This window comes from Mycolicibacterium thermoresistibile, assembly GCF_900187065.1.
GTDB classification, from domain to species: Bacteria; Actinomycetota; Actinomycetes; order Mycobacteriales; family Mycobacteriaceae; genus Mycobacterium; species Mycobacterium thermoresistibile.
Genome location: NZ_LT906483.1, coordinates 4,932,151 through 4,950,685 on the forward strand (window position 1 = coordinate 4,932,151; position 18,535 = coordinate 4,950,685).

The following is an 18,535-nucleotide window of genomic DNA, read 5'->3' on the forward strand; positions in this document are numbered from 1 at the left end:
AGCTACTATCGCTTGGGTGTCGGAGGGCGAGTGGGCCAAACCTAGACGGCGCCGAGGTCGGCGCCGCGGCCGACGCGCGGCAGGTCCGCCCCGGCCGACCCCCGAACCGGACATTTCCGGCCGACACAATATCGCCGTCCCCGCCGAGGACGGGTGCGACACGACCGAAACCCGCCCCACCGAATTCCCGCCGAAACCGGGCGCGCATTCCCGCGCCAAGCCGGACCACAAGCCGGACGGGAAACCCGACCGGAAACCCCGGTCCCGGCCGCGGCGCGCCCCCAACCGGTTGCGCACCGTGCACGAGACGTCCGCCGGCGGGCTGGTCATCGACGGCCTCGACGGACCCAAGGAGAAGCAGGTCGCGGCGCTGATCGGCCGTCTCGACCGGCGCGGCAGGATGCTGTGGTCACTGCCGAAGGGCCACATCGAGATGGGTGAGACCGCCGAGCAGACCGCCATCCGCGAGGTGGCCGAGGAGACCGGCGTCCAGGGCGCCGTGCTGGCCGCCCTCGGCAGCATCGACTACTGGTTCGTCACCGAGGGCCGCCGCGTCCACAAGACGGTGCACCATTATCTGATGCGGTTCCTCGGCGGTGAACTGTCCGACGACGACGTCGAGGTGAGCGAGGTGGCCTGGGTGCCACTCAGCGAGCTGCCCACCCGGCTGGCCTACGCCGACGAACGCCGACTCGCCGAGGTCGCCGGGGAGTTGATCGACACCCTGCAGACCCACGGTCCGCAGGCCCTGCCGCCGCTGCCGCAGATGGCGCCTCGGCGGCGCCCCCAGACTCATTCGCGTACCCGTAGCAGCCGTCGCCGCGACGACAGCGCGGCCCACTCCCGGGGTGAGGGCCGCGAGCGCGGCGCGGCCAACTCCTCCGGCCGGCGGACGAACGGCTGCGGAAAAGGACCGTGATGGCCAGTCGAGCACGCGGCGCGTTGCTCCCCCGCCTCCTGGCCGTCCTCGCAGTGCTCGCAGTCGCGCTGATGACGGTCCCGGTCCAGCACGCCGCGGCCACCGAAGCCGGCTCCGGAACCTTCCTGCAGGTGCGCATCGACCGCATCACCCCCGATGTGCTGACCACCACCAGCGACGACGACGTCACGGTGGTGGCGACGGTGACCAATGTCGGGGACCGGCCGGTGCGCGACGTGGTGGCCCGGCTGGAACTCGCGCCGGCGGTGACCACCTCGGCGGGCCTGCGCACCAACCTCGGCGGCAACGTCGACCAGTACCTGCCGGTCGCCGACTTCATCGATGTGGCACCCGAACTCGACCGCGGTGAGGACATCACGTTCACGCTCAGCTATCCGCTGCGGTCCACGCAGGGTTCGGCGCTCAACATCACCGAGCCGGGCGTCTATCCGTTGATGGTGAACATCAACGGCACCCCCGACTACGGGGCGCCGGCCCGGCTCGACGACTCCCGGTTCCTGCTCCCGGTGCTCGGGGTGCCCGGCGACGGCGCCGATTCCGGTGCCGCGCTGAGTTCGGTGGTACCGCCGGACATTTCGGCCCCGGTGCGGTACACCGTGTTCTGGCCGCTGGCCGACAGGCCGCGGCTGGCCGCCGGCGCTCCCGGCGGCACCACCCCGGTCCGGTTGGTCGACGACGAACTCGCGGTGTCGCTGGCGCCGGGCGGCCGGTTGGACACGCTGCTGGCCGCGGTCGACTTCGCCACCCGCCCGGCCGTCGACTCCCGCGGCGACCTCAGCCGCACCCTGTGCCTGGCGGTCGACCCCGATCTGCTCATCACGGTCAACGCCATGACCGCCGGGTACGTCGTCAACGACGGGCCGGACATCGGGCCCGGAACCCCGGTGCGCCCCGGCAGCGGCACCGAGGCCGCGGTCACCTGGCTCGACCGGCTCCGAGAACTGGCGACCCGGATGTGTGTGGTGTCCACCGTGTTCGCGCAGACCGACCTGGACGCGCTGCACCGCGTCGGCGACCCCGGTCTGAGCACCATCGCCACCCGCGGCGCCGCCAACATCGTCGACCAGATCCTCGGCGTCGAATCCACCCGCGGCGCCACCCTGTTGGCGGACGGCCCGCTGACCGGCCCGGCCGTCGAGCTGCTCGCCCAGCAGGGTGACACCGTGGCGATCGCGGCCGCCGACACCCCGGCGCAGGACGCCGCCACCGGCCTGCCCGCCGACGCGGACCTCACCCCGGTGCGGTACCGGCCGCAGGTGGTGGCCGCACCGTTCGACCCCGCGGTGGGGGCCGCGCTCGCCGGGGCCGGCATCGACCCGACCACCCCGTCCTACCTGGATCCGTCGCTGCACATCCCGCTGGCCGGCGATTCCCAGGTGGCCCGCCGCCAATCGGCCCTCGGGGCGCTGCTGTGGCGCAGCCTGCGACCCGACACCACACCGCGCGATCAGATCCTGCTGCCGCCGCCCACCTGGAACCTGCACGCCGAGGACGCCCAGGCGATCCTGTCGGCGGTGGCCACCGCCATCCGGGCCGGGCTGGCCGAGCCGCGCCCGCTGCCCCAGCTGATCGCCGAGACCGCCGCGGTGCCCGCCGACACCGAACAGTCGCCGCCCGCGCAGGCGGGAAACCCCGACGCCCGGATCGACGACGCGATCACCGCCGGGATCGGCGCGGTGACCGGCCGGTTGTGGGGTCTGACCGCGGCGCTGACCACCGACCACCGCACCGGGTTGACCGGCACCGGCTACACCGCGCCGTTGCGCGAGGACATGCTGCGGGCGCTGAGCCAGGCGGTGCCGGTCGACGCCCGCAACGCGCTGGCCCGCCAGCGGCTCGACACCGTCGGCGCGACGGTGGACAACCTGTTCCGCGCGGTCACCGTCGTCAACCCGGGCGACTCCTACACCCTGGCCACCGAACGCAGCCCGCTGCCGCTGGCGCTGCGCAACGACCTCGCGGTGCCGATCCGGGTCAGGCTGCACGTCGACGCCCCGCCCGGCATGACGGTCACCGATCTCGGCGAGATCGAACTGCCGCCCGGCTATCTGCCGCTGCGCGTCCCGGTCGAGGTCCACTTCACCCAGCGGTTCGCCGTCGACGTGGCGCTGACCACCGCCGACGGCCTGCCCGTCGGCGAGCCGGTGCGGCTGTCGGTGCACTCCAACGCCTACGGCCAGGTGCTGTTCTTCATCACCCTGTCCGCCGGGGCGGTGCTGGTGTTCCTGGCCGGCCGGCGGTTGTGGCACCGGTTCCGCGGCCAGCCCGATCCGGCCGACCTGGACCGCCCGGACCCGCTGGAGGTCGCGCTGCACTACGACCCGGCCACCGACACCGCCGCACCCGACTCGGCTCCCGACGCGCCGGGCGACCCGGGTCGATCACGCAGCCGCACCGGGGCGGACACCGGCGCCGGGCTCGGTGGGGACACATGAGTCCGCCCACGACGGGGGCCGGCTCCCGGCCGCCCTCTCCGGGCCGGGTGCCGGGCACCGGACTGCCGCCCACCCCCGCCCCGCCGCCGCGCATCGCGCCACCGCAGCGCATCCGGCGTGGTCCCGCGCCCCGGCGGGCCGCCGGCCGGCCGGAACTGTCCGATGCCGCGGTGGTGTCGCGGTCCTGGGGGATGGCGATGGCCACCCTGGTCAGCCGGATCACCGGGTTCCTGCGGATCGTGTTGCTGGCCGCGATCCTGGGCGCCGCGCTGTCCAGCGCGTTCACCGTCGCCAATCAGCTGCCCAACCTGATCGCCGCGCTGGTGCTGGAGGCCACGTTCACCGCGATCTTCGTGCCGGTGCTGGCCCGCGCCGAACGCGACGACCCGGACGGCGGGACGGCGTTCATCCGCCGGCTGGTCACCCTGGCCACCACCCTGCTGCTGGTTACCACGTTGATCTCGGTGGCGGCCGCGCCCGCGCTCACCCGGCTGATGCTCGGCGGCGATCCGCAGGTCAACGAACCGCTCACCACCGCGTTCGCGTATCTGCTGCTGCCGCAGGTGCTGTTCTACGGCCTGTCGTCGGTGTTCATGGCGATCCTCAACACCCGCAACGTGTTCGGGCCGCCGGCCTGGGCGCCGGTCGTCAACAACGTGGTCGCGATCGCGACGCTCGGCCTGTATCTGCTGGTGCCCGGCGAACTGTCGGTCGACCCGGTCGAGATGGGCAACGCCAAACTGCTGGTGCTGGGCATCGGCACCACGCTGGGTGTGGTCGCCCAGTGCGGCGTGCTGGTGGTGGCGATCCGCAGGGAGCGGATCAGCCTGCGGCCGCTGTGGGGCATCGACGACCGGCTGAAACGGTTCGGCACGATGGCCGCGGCGATGGTGCTCTACGTGCTGATCAGCCAGATCGGCCTGGTCGTCGGCAACCAGATCGCCAGCGGCGCGGCGGCGTCCGGTCCGGCCATCTACAACTACACCTGGCTGGTGCTGATGCTGCCGTTCGGCATGATCGGCGTCACCGTGCTGACCGTGGTGATGCCGCGGTTGAGCCGCAACGCCGCGGCCGAGGACGTCCCCGCCGTGCTGCGGGATTTCGCGCTTGCCATCCGGCTGACCATGGTGACGCTGATCCCGATCGTCGCGGTGATGACCGTCGGCGGACCCGCGATCGGTACCGCGCTGTTCGCCTACGGCAACTTCGGCTCGGTCGACGCCGGCTATCTGGGGATGGCGATCACGCTGTCGGCGTTCACCCTGATCCCCTATGCGTTGGTGTTGCTGCAGCTGCGGGTCTTCTACGCCCGGGAGAGACCGTGGACCCCGATCATCGTGATCGTGGTGATCACCGCGGTCAAGATCGCCGCGTCGGTGGCCGCACCCCATCTGACCAGTGATCCGGACCTGGTGGCGGGCTATCTGGGCCTGGCCAACGGGCTCGGGTTCGCCGCCGGCGCGGTGGTCGGCCACCTGCTGCTGCGGGCCCATCTGGACCCGCCCGGCGGGCGGTTGCTGGAGCCGGCCGTGGTGCGGACCGTGCTGGTGACCATCGCGGCCTCGCTGACCGCGGCACTGATCGGGCAGATAGCCGATCAACTGCTCGGGCTGGAGCAGCTCACCGCAAACGGCGGCGGGGCCGGTTCGCTGCTTCGGCTGCTGGTGCTCGGGTTGATCATGGCGCCGGTCATCGCGGCGTTCCTGTGGTTCGCCAGGGTGCCCGAGGCCGAGGCCGCGGTGGCTGCGGTGCGACGCCGATTCGGCAAAACACCGGCGAGCGGACCTGCGCCGGTGACCGCCGCTGCACCGGCGCCGACAGCCAACCCGGCGGCGACTACCGCGGACGAATCCCGGCCCGGAGCGCGTTTCCCGTACCCTGAGCAGAGGACTTCCGATCCGACGCGGCGGACCGGTGCGCCGGCCCCGGCCGCACAAGGAACTCCGGCAACCGCGGCCGGAGCGGGAATGCGGAAAGGACCAGCGGTGACTGACGACCCCGCAACCGGCGCCGCGCCAACGCCTGACCGGACCACCACGACCAGACTGCCCCGGCCCTCGGCCGCCGAGTCGAGCCGGAGCGCCTCGCTGGCGGGCGAGGCGCGCCCGTCGGCCGACGACTTCGAGCCTGATGTGCTGGAAGCGGACGGGGGTGGTGCGCACCCGGCCGATGGGCCCCCGGAGGTCGCCGGTGCCACGGAGTCCGTCGACAGGAGGGCCATCGACAGGAGGGCCATCGACACCGGCACCGCGGCGACCACCGAGACGGCCCGCCCGGTGATGTCGGGGCGTCCGCCGGCCGACTACGGCGGTGACCCCAGCCGCGAACCGCTGGCATTCGACTATCCGCGGGAACCGGCGATCGAGGCCGCGACCGCCGAAGAGGATGTCCACCTGATCCCGGGTGCCACCGTCGGCGGCGGCCGCTACCGGCTGCTGGTGTTCCACGGCGGGCCGGAGCACCTGCAGTTCTGGCAGGCGCTGGACACCGCCCTGGACCGGCAGGTGGCACTGACGTTCGTCGACCCGGACGCCATGCTGCCCGACGAGCAGGTGCAGCAGATCCTGTCCCGCACCCTCAAACTCAGCCGCCTCAACATGCCCGGCATCGCCCGGGTGCTCGATGTGCTCAACACCGGATCCGGCGGGCTGATCGTCTCGGAGTGGATCCGCGGCGGTTCGCTGGCCGAGGTCGCCGACACCTCACCGTCCCCCATCGGCGGGGCCCGGGCGATTCAGTCGCTGGCGGCGGCGGCCGAGGCCGCCCACCGCGACGGGGTCGCGCTGTCGATCGACCATCCGGCGCGGGTGCGGGTGAGCATCGAGGGCGATGTGGCGCTGGCGTTTCCGGCCACCATGCCCGACGCCGAACCCGAGGACGACATCCGCGGCATCGGCGCGGCGTTGTACGCGCTGCTGATCAACCGCTGGCCGCTGCCGGAGAGCGGATCCCCCAGCGGGCTGGCGCCGGCGGCCCGCGACGCCGCCGGAGAGGCCGTGGAACCGCGGACCGTCGACCGCGACATCCCGTTCCAGATCTCCGCCGCCGCGGCCCGCGCGGTGCAGGAGGGCGGCGGGATCCGCAGCGCCCCTACGCTGTTGAACCTGTTGCAACAGGCCACCGCGGTGGCCGACCGCACCGAGGTGATCACCACCGTCGACGAGGGTGACGAACTGCCGCCGCCCACCCGGTTCCACGACGCGCCCGACGAGGACCCGGAAGTTCAGGCCCGCCGGCGCAAGGCCCTGCTGATCGGGGTCGGAGTCGGCGCGGCGATCATCATCCTCGCGCTGGTGGTGCTCGGTTCGATCCTGTCCCGGATCTTCGGGGACGTCGGCGGCAACCTCAACCGGGAGAGCCTGGGTCTGGGCGGCACCACCCCGACCGCATCGGCCACCCGGGAATCCGGGCCGCCCGGCGAGGTGATCAAACCGGTGCGCGCCACCGTGTTCTCCCCGATGGGCGGGGCGGACTCACCGGGTCAGGCCGGACTGGCCATCGACGGCGATCCGTCGACGGCGTGGCCCACCGACACCTACACCGACCCGGTGCCGTTCCCGAACTTCAAGAACGGGGTCGGGCTGATGCTCGACCTGCCCGAGGAGACCGAGGTCGGATCGGTGACCGTCCGACTCAACAGCACCGGCACCGAGATCCAGATCCGGTCGGCGGACAGCGCCAATCCGTCGTCGCTGGAGGACACCACGGCGCTGACGCAGCCCACCCGGATGCGGCCGGGCAGCAACACCATCGAGATCGACAATCCCAGGGCGACGGAGCATCTGCTGGTGTGGATCTCCACGCTCGGTCAGGTCGACGGCGAGAACCGCACCGACATCGCCGAGATCACCCTGCGCGCCCCCGGTGAGTGAGCGTCCCTGACCCGGGTGGCCGCACCCACACCCGAGTAATCCACAGCCCGGTTATCCACAGCCCGCACCGGCGCTGACCACGCCATACCCGGGTGCCGGCAAACAAGTGCCGGGGACGGGCGCCGGCACCGCTTACGGTTCGGCTGTGAAGAGCTTCGGGGACGATCGCCGGTCGCGGACCGACGCGGAGCTGCTGGCCGCACATGTCGACGGTGACCGCTATGCCTTCGAGGAGCTGTTCCACCGCCACCACCGGCAGCTGTACCGGCTGGCCCGGCTCACCAGCCGCCACCCCGAGGACGCCGCCGACGCCCTGCAGGAGGCGATGCTGTCGGCCCACCGCAGCGCGCCGGCGTTCCGGTACGACTCCGCGGTGAGCAGCTGGCTGCACCGCATCGTCGTCAACTCGTGTCTGGATCGATTGCGGCGCAACAAGTCCCGACCCACCGCGGCATTGCGTGACGACGTCGCGGCGACCGGTGATCCGACCGCGGCGGTGGACACCGCGATCGTGGTGCAGCGCGCGCTGATGACCCTGCCGGTCGAGCAACGCGCCGCGGTGGTGGCGGTGGACATGCAGGGGTACTCGGTGGCCGAGACCGCCCGCCTGCTCGGCGTGGCCGAGGGCACCGTCAAGAGCCGGTGTTCACGGGCGCGTGCGAAGCTGGCCGGCGTGCTGAGGCATCTCGACAGCCGATCACCGGTCGGAGCCCGCAGCCGGCAGTAGCGTTCGACCCAGTAGCGTCTGCACTCGGGCCCCTGCACACCGACCGGTGGGAGCGAGATGGACAGCGACGACGACGCTCGGCGCCGGTCTGCCGGTCCGGACCGGCCCGCGCCATCGGACGGTGGCGCGTTCGAGCCGGAACGTCCCGAGACCCCCGGTGCCCTCGACCCCGAGGCCACCGACCGGGTGCGCGCCGAGCTCGCCCGCCTGGCCACCGACACCGACTCGGCCCCACAGGTGCCGGCCGCGGTGACCGCGCGGATCGGCGCGGCTCTGCGGGCCGCTCCCCCACCCACCGGGGACCGGTCCGGCAGGCCCGGTCCGGCGCACGCGGTGCGCTCCCCGTTGCCACCGCTGCGGCGCGTCACCCTCGTGGTGGGCGTGACCGCGGCGCTGCTGGCCGCCGGGCTGGGCGCCGTCATGCTGCTCGCACGGCCCGGTACACCGGCACCGGGCCCCGCGGCGTCCCCGGAACTCACCGCCAACCGCATCACCGCCACCACGGCCCGCCCCCCGATCGGGGTGCCGGACGACGAACTGCGCGAACTGCTGACCGTGCCGCCCCGGCTGGGGCCGCTGGCCGAGCCGGATCGGCGCACCGGATGCCTGCGGGCGCTGGGTTACACCGACCCCGACGCACTGCTCGGCGCCCGGCCGCACTCCGTCGACGGGGATCCCGGCGTGCTGCTGCTGCTTCCCGGCACCACCGCCGGGCTGATCGTCGCCGTGGTGGTCGCGCCCGACTGCGGGCCGGACGGCCCGGCGATCCGCACCGAACGACACGTATTCCAGCGGTGACACCGGGGCCCGCGGGATCTGCCGGGCACATGTGATGTGCGTGTGACGATGTGCGTGTGACGTAGCCGCCGCCCACCGCCGGGAACAGTGCCGCTTAGGCTGGTGTTGAAAACCGGTGCCAGCCGCAGCGCAGAAAGGCCCATATGTCCGACCAGACCATCCACGACGTGATCATCATCGGGTCCGGCCCCGCGGGGTACACCGCGGCGATCTACACCGCCCGGGCCCAGTTGAAGCCGCTCGTCTTCGAGGGCACCCAGTTCGGGGGCGCACTGATGACCACCACCGAAGTGGAGAACTATCCCGGTTTCCGCGACGGCATCATGGGCCCGGAACTGATGGACCAGATGCGCGAACAGGCGCTGCGCTTCGGTGCCGATCTGCGGATGGAAGACGTCGAGGCGGTATCGCTGCAGGGCCCGGTCAAGACCGTGACCGTCGGCGACGAGACCCACCGCGCCCGCGCGGTGATCCTGGCCATGGGCGCCGCCGCCCGCCATCTCGGGGTCCCCGGCGAGGAAGAACTCATCGGCATGGGGGTCAGCACCTGCGCCACCTGTGACGGGTTCTTCTTCCGCGATCAGGACATCATCGTGGTCGGCGGTGGCGACTCGGCGATGGAAGAGGCCCTCTTCTTGACCAAGTTCGCCCGCAAGGTCACCCTGATCCACCGCCGCGACGAGTTCCGCGCCTCGCGCATCATGCTGGAACGCGCCCGCGCCAACGAGAAGATCACCTTCGTCACCAACACCCAGGTCACCGCGATCGAGGGCGATCCGAAGGTGACCGGCGTGCGGTTGCGGAACACCGTCACCGGCGAGGAATCCCACATGGCGGTCACCGGCGTGTTCGTGGCGATCGGCCACGACCCGCGCTCCGAACTGGTGCGCGGCCAGCTGGATCTGGACGACGACGGGTATGTGCTGGTCAAGGGCCGCACCACCGCCACCTCCGTGGAGGGGGTGTTCGCCGCCGGCGACCTGGTCGACCGCACGTACCGACAGGCGATCACCGCGGCCGGCTCCGGCTGCGCGGCGGCCATCGACGCCGAACGGTGGTTGGCTGAGCAACCCCGCACCCCCAGCACCGAGGACACCGATCTGATAGGAGCACCCCGATGAGTGGCACCGTCACCGTCACCGACAGCACCTTCAAGACCGACGTATTGGACAGCGACACACCGGTTCTGGTGGATTTCTGGGCCGACTGGTGCGGTCCGTGCAAGATGGTGGCGCCGGTGCTGGAGGAGATCGCCAACGAGAAGTCCGGCACGCTGAAGGTCGCCAAGCTCGACGTGGATGCCAACCCGGAGGCCGCCCGGGATTTCCAGGTGGTCTCGATCCCGACGATGATTCTGTTCAAGGGCGGCACACCGGTGAAGCGGATCGTCGGAGCGAAGGGCAAGGCGGCCTTGCTGCGCGAAATCGAGGACGCTCTCTGACCGGCTGACCCGGCCCACCGGGCCTGCGGTTTTCGGTATTTCGAATGTGGTCTGCGACAATGGCCCGGTAGTGCCCCAGTAGTTCATGCCCCAGTAGTTCACATATGGCCACCAGCCTCTCCGACGCTGGTGGCCATATCCGAAAGGCCAGCGTGGAGGCGTTATGTCGAGTCTGCGTCGCGGTGATCGCGGAAGTGCGGTCGCCGAGATCCGCGCGGCGCTGGCGGGCCTGGGCCTGATCGACAATCCCGACGACGATCTGAGCACCGGCCGCCACGTGGTGCCGGATTACTTCGACGACGAACTCGACCAGGCGGTGCGCGCCTTCCAGCAGCAGCGCGGCCTGCTGGTGGACGGAGTGGTCGGCGAAGCGACGTACCGGGCCCTGAAAGAGGCGTCGTACCGGTTGGGGGCCCGTACCCTGTCGCACCAGTTCGGCGCCCCGATGTACGGCGACGACGTCGCGACCCTGCAGCTGCGGTTGCAGGAACTCGGGTTCTACACCGGACTGGTGGACGGGCATTTCGGCCTGCAGACGCACAACGCCCTGATGTCCTACCAGCGGGAGTACGGGCTCTACCCGGACGGCATTTGCGGCCCGGAAACCTTGCGCTCGTTGTATTTTCTCGGTTCCCGGGTCACCGGCGGATCCCCGCACGCCATCCGCGAGGAGGAGATGGTGCGCCGGTCCGGCCCGAGGTTGTCCGGTAAACGGATCATCATCGACCCCGGGCTGGGTGGCTCCGAGCGGGGCCTGATCATGTCCACCCCGCGCGGTCCGATCAGCGAGGCAGACATCCTGTGGGACTTGGCAAGTCGGCTGGAAGGCCGGATGACGGCGATCGGGATGGAGACATCGCTGTCGCGTTCCGCCCACCACTGCCCCACCGACGCGGAACGGGCCGCCACCGCCAACACCGTCGGCGCCGACCTGATGATCAGCCTGCGCTGCGCCATGCACAAATCACCGGCCGCGCACGGGGTGGCGTCGTTCCACTTCGGCAACGCGCACGGATCGGTGTCCACGATCGGCCGGAACCTGGCGGACTTCATTCAGCGGGAGATCGTGGCCCGCACCGGATTACAGGACTGCCGCACACACGGCCGCACCTGGGATCTGTTGCGGCTGACCAGGATGCCCACCGTCCAGGTCGACATCGGCTATCTGACCAACCCGGGTGACCGCGCGCTGTTGACCGACCCGCAGATCCGCGATGCGATCGCCGAAGGCATTCTCGCCGCGGTCAAACGGCTCTATCTGCTCGGTAAGAACGACCGTCCGACCGGTACGTTCACCTTCGCCGAACTGCTGGCCCACGAGCTGTCGGTGGAACAGTCCGGCCGCATGCACTCCAACTGACACCGGATCTCACCGGGTGTTCCCGGTGGCGCGTCAGATCACGCGACCGACGCCGGCGCCCACCGGCGCCTCGATCCGCACCTCGGCGAACAGCCGCTCCAGCGCCGCTTCGACATCGGCCTTCCAACCGAGTCCCTGTTCGAGTTCCAGCCGCAGTCTCGGGAAGTAGCGGTGTGGGGTGACCACCTCGAAACCCACCTCCTCGAGCACATCGGCGGCGATCACGCAGCGGCCGGCGGAGCAGTCGCCCAGCGTCTGCATCACCCTGGTCAGTCCCGCGGGTACCCGGTTCGGGTCGGACAGTTCGCCGACCTCGGCGGTACGGCCGAACGCCTCGAGCGCCCGCACACCACGCCGGACCAGATCACCGACGACCGCCGCCAGCAGATCCCGCGGCGTCGCATCGTGATCCGGCCCCTCCTCCACCCCGACCGCGGTGAGCAGGACCGCATCGGCGCTGACCGGCCCGGTGGGGAACAACCGTGCCCTGGGCACCACTGCTGGTGGTGCGTAGAACGCGTACCCGAAACAGTGCTCATCATGCGTATCGTTCTCAGCGTCCCGGTCCATCCGATCCACACCGTCACCGGTGGGCCGCCCGGGCCGCCGCGAGCGGGAGCGCAGGGCCAGCTGGCCGCATGAGCCCCACTCCAGCATCACCATGGACAACCAGGCTTCCTTCTCGAACTCCGGGTCGGCCAGGTGATCACCGCCGCGCATGGTGGACGGGTCGACCTCCCAGAACACGCAGCGCCGCGCATGCTTGGGCAACTGGTCGAAAGCCTCCAGCCGCAGCGGTGCGATACGTGTGGACACTAGATTTCCCCGATATCGCGGGGCGCGGCGGCGCGCAGACCGACTTCTGATCGAATCTCCTTGATACACAGGAGATTCGGTGGTTCAGCCGGCCTCGCGGCGCCGGGCGGTGCGGTGAGTGTCACTGTGACGTAATTATCCGGTGTCCCAGGTCAGTCTTGTGCTGGGGTCATCAACTCGACCAGCCGCTGTAGATCGTCGACGGACCCGAATTCGACGACGATCTTGCCCTTGCGTTTGCCGAGGCTGACCGTGACCCGGGTGTCGAACGCGTTGGACAACCGTTCGGCGACATCCTGTAGGCCCGGCATCTGGATCGGCTTGCGGCGCGGCGCCGGCGGTGTCGTCGGACCGTTGCGGTTGGCGAGGGTGACGGCCTCCTCGGTGGCCCGCACCGACAACCCTTCCGCCACGATCCGGGCGGCGAGTTCCTCCTGCTGTTCCGGACCACCCTCCAACGCCAGCAGCGCCCGCGCATGCCCGGCGGACAGCACACCGGCGGCGACCCGCCGCTGCACCGCAACGGGCAGGCGCAGCAACCGGATCGTGTTGGTGATGACCGGACGCGAACGCCCGATCCGCGCGGCGAGTTCGTCGTGTGTCACGTTGAACTCGTCGAGCAACTGCTGGTACGCCGCTGCCTCCTCGAGCGGGTTCAGTTGCACCCGGTGGATGTTCTCCAACAGGGCGTCGCGCAGCATGCCGTCATCGGCGGTCTCCCGGACGATGGCCGGGATGGTCTCCAGTCCGGCCTCACGGGCCGCCCGCCACCGCCGCTCCCCCATCACGATCTGATAGCGGACGGGACTGTCCGCCGGGGGGTCCGGCAGCGGTCGCACCACGATCGGCTGCATCAGTCCGAACTCGCGGATCGAATGGACCAGTTCGGCCAACGCTTCTTCGTCGAACACCTGCCGCGGCTGCCGCGGATTCGGTTCGATCGCCACCGGGTCGATCTCGCGGTACACCGCGCCGACGGAGTCCTGTTGCGGCTCCTGTGCGCCGCCCCCGATGACGACATCCGCCGCGGCAGACCCCATCCGTGGGCTCGTCGGATCCCCGCTGCCGTCGGGTCCGGTGGGAATGAGGGCGGCGAGACCGCGGCCGAGGCCGCTCCGTTTCCGAGTCGGTTGCGTCATGCGTGATCCTTCGAATTCGGTTGACCAGTCCCGGGTTGCTGTGCCTGCCGACCCTGCTGCAGGCCGCGTTCGGCGATCTCCCGGCTGGCGTCGAGATAGCTCATCGCCCCGCGGGAGCCCGCGTCGTAATCGAGAATCGTCATGCCGTAGCCGGGTGCCTCGGACACCTTCACGCTGCGGGGAATCACCGTCCGGAGCACCTTGTCACCGAAATGGGCCCGCACGTCGGCGGCGACCTGATCGGCCAGTTTCGTGCGGCCGTCGTACATGGTCAGCAGCACGGTGGTGACTTCCAGTTCGGGATTCAGATGCGCCTTGACCATCTGGATGTTCCGGAGCAACTGCCCCACCCCCTCCAGCGCGTAATACTCGCACTGGATCGGGATCAGCACCTCCGGCGCCGCCACCAACGCGTTGATGGTGAGCAGACCGAGCGACGGTGGGCAGTCGATGAAGACGTAATCGAAGTCGTAGTTCTTCAACTCGGCCAGCGCACCGCGCAGCCGGCCCTCGCGCGCGACCATGCTCACCAACTCGATCTCGGCACCGGCGAGGTCGATGGTGGCCGGTACACAGTAGAGCCGTTCGTTGTGGGGGCTACGCTGCAGCGCGGTCTCCAGCTCGATCTCGCCGATCAACACCTCATAGGACGACGGTGTCCCCGGACGGTGTTCGATGCCGAGCGCGGTGCTGGCATTGCCCTGCGGATCGAGATCGATCACCAGGGTCTTGAGGCCCTGGAGGGCGAGCGCCGCCGCGACGTTCACCGCGGTCGTGGTCTTACCGACCCCGCCCTTCTGGTTCGCGATGGTGAACACCCGCTGGCGGGCCGGTCGGGGCAGCTGACCGTGCCGGGCCGAATGCAGCAACCGCACGGCACGTTCCGCCTCCGCGCCGATCGGGGTGTCCACGGTGTCGGCTGCCCACGCGTCGGCCGCGGCGGGCCCGGGGCGCACCGCTGCGGCGACCGGCGCAGCCGGTGGGCCCACGGGCGCGGCCGGCGGGGCGGCGGTATTCCGTCCGGGATGGACGGTGACTGCGGGCGGCCGTGTTTCACGTGAAACATCGGCCCTGTGCGGGGGGTTGGTTTCACGTGAAACAACGCCGGGCGTTCCACCCTCCGGTGGACGACTCGGCATCGCTCCCTGCTCCGGCCTCACACTCATCCCCTTCTCCTGCCCGATCGTGTCGGCGGATATCCGCCCTGCTTCGCGGCCGCGCGGCGAGCGACCACCACCGTCGCGGGAGGATCTAATAAGTCCGCGCCACATCTCACCACCCTGACATCCACCGCTTTCAACCGGTTCAGTACACGCCGATGTTCATCGACCTCCGCCTCCGCGCGGGCGCCCTTGATCGCGAGCATGTGGCCGCCCGGCTTCAGCAACGGCAGGCTCCACCGGGCGAGCTTGTCCAGCGGGGCGACCGCCCGCGAGGTCACGGCGTCCATCTCCCCCACTTCTCGGCGTACGGCCGGATCCTCGGCCCGGCCCCGCACCACCCGGACCTCCAGGTCGAGCTCCGCCACCACCTCGTGGAGGAATTCACTTCGGCGCAGCATCGGTTCGACGAGGGTGATACTGAGGTCCGGACGGGCCAGAGCCAACGGTATCCCCGGAAGGCCGGCGCCACTACCGATATCGGCGACTCGCTCACCGGGCTCGATCAGCTCGCTGGTCACCGCACTGTTGAGGACGTGCCGATCCCAGATCCGGTCCACTTCGCGCGGACCCAACAACCCACGCTCCACACCCGCTCCGGCCAGGATGGCCGCGTACCGCTGCGCCCGGTCCAGCGCCGGGCCGAAGATCGTCGCCGCCGCCGGAGGCGGGGCCGCCACCGCACCGTGTTTCACGTGAAACATCCTCCGCGATCGTCCGCGGCCCAGCAGCCGACGAAACTACATAGATGTGATTCGCTACTCCGGCAGCACGACCACACGGCGTGACGGTTCGACGCCCTCGCTCTCACTGCGGACCCCGGGGATCGCCGCGACCGCGTCGTGGACGATCTTCCGCTCGAACGGCGTCATCGGGGCGAGCACCTCCCGCTCGCCGGTCTCGAGCACTCGCCGCGCCACCTTCTCCCCCTCGGCGGCCAACTCCTCCCGACGCCTGCGGCGCCACCCGGCGATGTCGAGCATCAACCGGCTGCGTTCGCCGGTCTTCTGATGGACAGCCAGCCGGGTCAGTTCCTGCAACGCATCGAGCACCTCGCCGCGGCGCCCGACCAACTTGGTGAGATCCTTACCGCCGTCGATGCTGACCACCGCGCGGTCACCCTCGACGTCCAGATCGATGTCGCCGTCGAAATCGAGCAGGTCCAAGAGCTCCTCGAGATAATCTCCCGCGTATTCGCCCTCGGCGACCAACCGCTCTTCGAGATCGTCATCCACCGCATCGCTGCGCTGGGGGGTCTCGGCTTCCGTCATTTCTGATCTCCCTCGGTCAGACGTCGCGGCCGACTGCGCGGTGCCCTGTGCCCGCGCGTCCGGCCGACGGTGTCAACGCTTCTTCTTCTTCTTCTTGGGTCGCGATCCGGACCGGGCTCCCGGCCGCGGCGTCCCGCCCGGTTTCGGTGCGCGCCCCGCTCCACCCGATCCTTTGGTCTTCGGCGTCGGCCTCGTGTCCGATCCCGTCTCCGCGGTGTCCGCTTCGCCCCCGGGGGCGGCCGCCGCGGTGGCACTCTCAGCCGACGCTCCCGACGCTCCGCCGGCCTTGCGGGCCCGGCTGGGTTTGGCTCCCGGCGCCGGGGCGTTCGCCGCCCGCCGCGCCAGCGCCTCTTCCTTTTTGGCCTGTTCTTCCTTCTCGATCATCCCGAACACGTAGTGCTGCTGACCGAAGGTCCAGATGTTGTTGGCGAACCAGTAGATGATGATCGCGATCGGCAGGAACGGCCCGCCCACCACGACGCCGAGCGGGAACACGTACAACGCCAGCTTGTTCATGATCGCGGTCTGCGGGTTCGCGGCGGCCTCCGGGCTCTGCCGGGCCACCGACGCGCGGCTGTTGAAGTAGGTGGCGATACCGGCCGCGAGCATCAGTGGCACACCCACCGCGATGACCGCGGTGCGGTCGAACACCGTGAACGCCTCCAGACCCGAGGTCTGCGTCATCCACGCGCCGATCGGCGCCCCGAAGAGGTTGGCGTCCAGGAAGTGGCCTACGTCCTCGGCGCTGAAGAAGTAGTTCGGCAGCGTCCGGTTCACCTCCGGATCGAGGTGCTGGGCGCCGATCCCGAATCCACCGGTGCGGTTGAACGACCGCAACACGTGGAACAGCCCGATGAACACCGGGATCTGGGCCAGCATCGGCAAACAGCCCAGGATCGGGTTGAACCCGTGTTCCTTCTGCAGCTTCTGCATCTCCAGCGCCATGCGCTGGCGGTCCTTGCCGTACTTCTTCTGCAGCGCCTTGATCTGAGGTTGCAGTTCCTGCATCTGCCGGGTGGTCCGGATCTGCCGGACGAACGGCTTGTAGAGGATCGCCCGCAGGGTGAACACCAGGAACATCACCGACAGGGCCCACGCGAAGAAGTTCGACGGCCCCAACAGGAAGGCGAAGACCTTGTACCAGATCCACATGATGCCCGACACCGGGTAGTAGATGATGTCGAGGCTGAACCAGTTAAACACGCACCTTGCTCCTGACACGGTCGGCGGTCGCGGTCGTTCCCGCGTCGCGCCGAACCTCGCGACGCTCGGGGATCGGATCCCATCCTCCCCGATGCCATGGACCACACTTCAACAGGCGCACCACCGTCAACCCGATCCCGCGCAGCAGCCCGTACTCGGTCAGGGCATCGACCGCGTACTGGCTGCACGTCGGGGTGAAGCGGCAGGTGGGTAGCCGCAACGGGGAGATGGTGTGCTGATACAGCCGGATGAGAAAGATCAGGGCCCGTGCCGATGCGGACCCCGCCGCGCGAAGAGTCTTCACCGCCGTGCTCGGTCTTCGGAGCGCACCCGCTTCAGAGCAGCTCGCAGCTGACGTTCCAGCCGGGCCGAATCGGCGTCCCGGCTGCGCGGCAACGCGCGGATGACGATCCGGTCCGCGGGGTCGAGATCGTCGATCAGGGACGCGGCCACATGCCGCAGCCGCCGGGACACCCGGTGCCGCTGCACCGCGTTCCCGACCGCCTTGGAGACGATCAATCCGATCTTCGGTGCGCCGTCGAAGGCGTCTTCACTCACCCGCAGAGCATGCACCACGAGGTCGGGCTGCGCAGCACGCACCCCGCGACTCACCGTGGCACCGAAATCCTTCGATCGCGTCATCCGGTACCGCGCCGGCAGCACCGCGCTCGATCCCGCGTCGGATCACGCGGTCAGCGCACGCCGGCCCTTACGGCGACGGTTCGACACGATCGCCCGCCCGGCCCGCGTCCGCATCCGCAGCCGGAACCCGTGGACCCGCGCGCGTCGCCGGTTGTTCGGTTGAAAGGTCCGCTTGCCCTTAGCCACGGCTGTCTCTCCTCGTCGTGTGGCGCATCACGCACCCGACGGCGGGAAAGGAGCCGTGAGAACGCGATGTGCCGCTGATAAGCTCGTCCACCTCGCTTGCCGGCGCGGTCTCCAGCAACTGGGTCGCAGCCGGGTCACCTCTTACGGGCGACTGTTCGAGGGTACTGACGACTTTACCTCGGGTCAAACCTGCCCCGACCCGCGTAAACGCACGACAACCGGCCGGCCCCCGACCGTGTTAGATGGGTTGTCAAGTATCCCTGTCGGAATGTTGCAGAACGGTTGGCACTCGGAGAGAAAACTGTTAGCTTCTGGCAAGGCCGTTTCGTTACGAGGCGGCGTAGACAACCAAGCGAGAACGTCGACCAAGCGCGAGCCCGTTCCGGATTCGCCGCAACGTTGCGCTCCGATGGCGATATCCTCGCCGGCAGACATGAGGCACGACGGCAGCTGTCGTTGTCCACAGCCTGTGGATAACTATGTGGACAGTTGGTCACGGCCTCGTCTGGTCATCTCTGGACCAGCCTTGAAGGGGGTGGCAGTCG

At 70.0% G+C, this 18,535-nt stretch carries 17 protein-coding genes; 8 read left to right on the top strand and 9 right to left on the bottom strand.

Features of this window, described 5'->3' with window-relative positions:
- Positions 1-16: 16 nt before the first annotated feature.
- The 8 genes from CKW28_RS23385 to CKW28_RS23420 all read left to right on the top strand — a co-directional run bounded on the left by CKW28_RS23385 (position 17) and on the right by CKW28_RS23420 (position 11,573).
- Positions 17-919, top strand: a complete 903-nt coding sequence (locus tag CKW28_RS23385; RefSeq protein ID WP_040546981.1) for an NUDIX hydrolase — start codon at positions 17-19, stop codon at positions 917-919.
- The gene (locus CKW28_RS23390) at positions 919-3,375 is read left to right on the top strand and encodes a hypothetical protein (protein WP_061252243.1); all 2,457 of its coding nucleotides are present in this window, start codon (positions 919-921) and stop codon (positions 3,373-3,375) included. Before CKW28_RS23385 ends, CKW28_RS23390 begins: the two co-directional genes overlap by 1 nt.
- Positions 3,372-7,247 carry a murein biosynthesis integral membrane protein MurJ gene (gene murJ, locus CKW28_RS23395; RefSeq protein WP_081475506.1) on the top strand — a complete coding sequence of 1,292 codons (3,876 nt, stop codon included), beginning with the start codon at positions 3,372-3,374 and terminating at the stop codon, positions 7,245-7,247. The genes CKW28_RS23390 and murJ overlap by 4 nt, the downstream gene beginning before the upstream one ends.
- 145 nt (positions 7,248-7,392) lie before the next feature.
- Positions 7,393-7,974: an RNA polymerase sigma factor SigM gene (sigM, locus tag CKW28_RS23400; RefSeq protein ID WP_003925625.1), complete on the top strand. Its 582-nt coding sequence runs from the start codon at positions 7,393-7,395 to the stop codon at positions 7,972-7,974.
- 57 nt (positions 7,975-8,031) lie between these two features.
- A complete protein-coding gene (locus CKW28_RS23405; protein WP_003925626.1) occupies positions 8,032-8,772 on the top strand; it encodes an RsmA family anti-sigma factor in 741 nt (246 codons plus the stop codon).
- A gap of 143 nt (positions 8,773-8,915) precedes the next feature.
- Positions 8,916-9,893, top strand: a complete 978-nt coding sequence (gene trxB / locus CKW28_RS23410) for a thioredoxin-disulfide reductase (protein ID WP_003925627.1) — start codon at positions 8,916-8,918, stop codon at positions 9,891-9,893.
- Positions 9,890-10,213, top strand: coding sequence for a thioredoxin (gene trxA, locus CKW28_RS23415; RefSeq protein WP_003925628.1), 324 nt, complete (start codon positions 9,890-9,892; stop codon positions 10,211-10,213). The genes trxB and trxA overlap by 4 nt, the downstream gene beginning before the upstream one ends.
- 163 nt (positions 10,214-10,376) lie before the next feature.
- Complete coding sequence (locus tag CKW28_RS23420) at positions 10,377-11,573, top strand: N-acetylmuramoyl-L-alanine amidase (protein ID WP_003925629.1); 1,197 nt, start codon at positions 10,377-10,379, stop codon at positions 11,571-11,573.
- Positions 11,574-11,606: 33 nt separating this feature from the next.
- Here the strand turns inward: CKW28_RS23420 and CKW28_RS23425 are convergent, their stop codons facing one another.
- The 9 genes from CKW28_RS23425 to rpmH all read right to left on the bottom strand — a co-directional run bounded on the left by CKW28_RS23425 (position 11,607) and on the right by rpmH (position 17,990).
- Positions 11,607-12,389 (bottom strand): hypothetical protein, encoded by a 783-nt coding sequence (locus CKW28_RS23425; protein WP_003925630.1) that lies wholly within the window; start codon positions 12,387-12,389, stop codon positions 11,607-11,609.
- A 152-nt stretch (positions 12,390-12,541) separates the two neighbouring features.
- A complete protein-coding gene (locus CKW28_RS23430) occupies positions 12,542-13,528 on the bottom strand; it encodes a ParB/RepB/Spo0J family partition protein (protein ID WP_040546983.1) in 987 nt (328 codons plus the stop codon).
- Positions 13,525-14,667 (bottom strand): ParA family protein, encoded by a 1,143-nt coding sequence (locus CKW28_RS23435; RefSeq protein ID WP_435405797.1) that lies wholly within the window; start codon positions 14,665-14,667, stop codon positions 13,525-13,527. The genes CKW28_RS23430 and CKW28_RS23435 overlap by 4 nt, the downstream gene beginning before the upstream one ends.
- Before the next feature lie 23 nt (positions 14,668-14,690).
- Positions 14,691-15,392 carry a 16S rRNA (guanine(527)-N(7))-methyltransferase RsmG gene (gene rsmG / locus CKW28_RS23440; protein WP_003925633.1) on the bottom strand — a complete coding sequence of 234 codons (702 nt, stop codon included), beginning with the start codon at positions 15,390-15,392 and terminating at the stop codon, positions 14,691-14,693.
- 54 nt (positions 15,393-15,446) lie between these two features.
- Positions 15,447-15,959, bottom strand: a complete 513-nt coding sequence (locus CKW28_RS23445) for a Jag family protein (protein WP_003925634.1) — start codon at positions 15,957-15,959, stop codon at positions 15,447-15,449.
- 72 nt (positions 15,960-16,031) lie between these two features.
- Complete coding sequence (gene yidC, locus CKW28_RS23450; protein ID WP_003925635.1) at positions 16,032-17,162, bottom strand: membrane protein insertase YidC; 1,131 nt, start codon at positions 17,160-17,162, stop codon at positions 16,032-16,034.
- The gene (yidD, locus tag CKW28_RS23455; RefSeq protein WP_003925636.1) at positions 17,155-17,466 is read right to left on the bottom strand and encodes a membrane protein insertion efficiency factor YidD; all 312 of its coding nucleotides are present in this window, start codon (positions 17,464-17,466) and stop codon (positions 17,155-17,157) included. The genes yidC and yidD overlap by 8 nt, the downstream gene beginning before the upstream one ends.
- Entirely contained in the window at positions 17,463-17,825 is a 363-nt protein-coding gene (gene rnpA, locus CKW28_RS23460) for a ribonuclease P protein component (protein WP_003925637.1), read from the bottom strand. The genes yidD and rnpA overlap by 4 nt, the downstream gene beginning before the upstream one ends.
- 21 nt (positions 17,826-17,846) lie before the next feature.
- Positions 17,847-17,990: a 50S ribosomal protein L34 gene (rpmH, locus tag CKW28_RS23465; protein WP_003919815.1), complete on the bottom strand. Its 144-nt coding sequence runs from the start codon at positions 17,988-17,990 to the stop codon at positions 17,847-17,849.
- Positions 17,991-18,535: the final 545 nt, after the last annotated feature.

Coding starts and splice junctions, on each gene's coding strand:
- CKW28_RS23430 (WP_040546983.1), bottom strand. CDS start 13,528: ATGACGCAACCGACTCGGAAACGGAGCGGCCTCGGCCGCGGTCTCGCC.
- CKW28_RS23420 (WP_003925629.1), top strand. CDS start 10,377: ATGTCGAGTCTGCGTCGCGGTGATCGCGGAAGTGCGGTCGCCGAGATC.
- CKW28_RS23390 (WP_061252243.1), top strand. CDS start 919: ATGGCCAGTCGAGCACGCGGCGCGTTGCTCCCCCGCCTCCTGGCCGTC.
- trxA (WP_003925628.1), top strand. CDS start 9,890: ATGAGTGGCACCGTCACCGTCACCGACAGCACCTTCAAGACCGACGTA.
- murJ (WP_081475506.1), top strand. CDS start 3,372: ATGAGTCCGCCCACGACGGGGGCCGGCTCCCGGCCGCCCTCTCCGGGC.
- CKW28_RS23435 (WP_435405797.1), bottom strand. CDS start 14,667: ATGCCGAGTCGTCCACCGGAGGGTGGAACGCCCGGCGTTGTTTCACGT.
- CKW28_RS23445 (WP_003925634.1), bottom strand. CDS start 15,959: ATGACGGAAGCCGAGACCCCCCAGCGCAGCGATGCGGTGGATGACGAT.
- rsmG (WP_003925633.1), bottom strand. CDS start 15,392: ATGTTTCACGTGAAACACGGTGCGGTGGCGGCCCCGCCTCCGGCGGCG.
- CKW28_RS23405 (WP_003925626.1), top strand. CDS start 8,032: ATGGACAGCGACGACGACGCTCGGCGCCGGTCTGCCGGTCCGGACCGG.
- trxB (WP_003925627.1), top strand. CDS start 8,916: ATGTCCGACCAGACCATCCACGACGTGATCATCATCGGGTCCGGCCCC.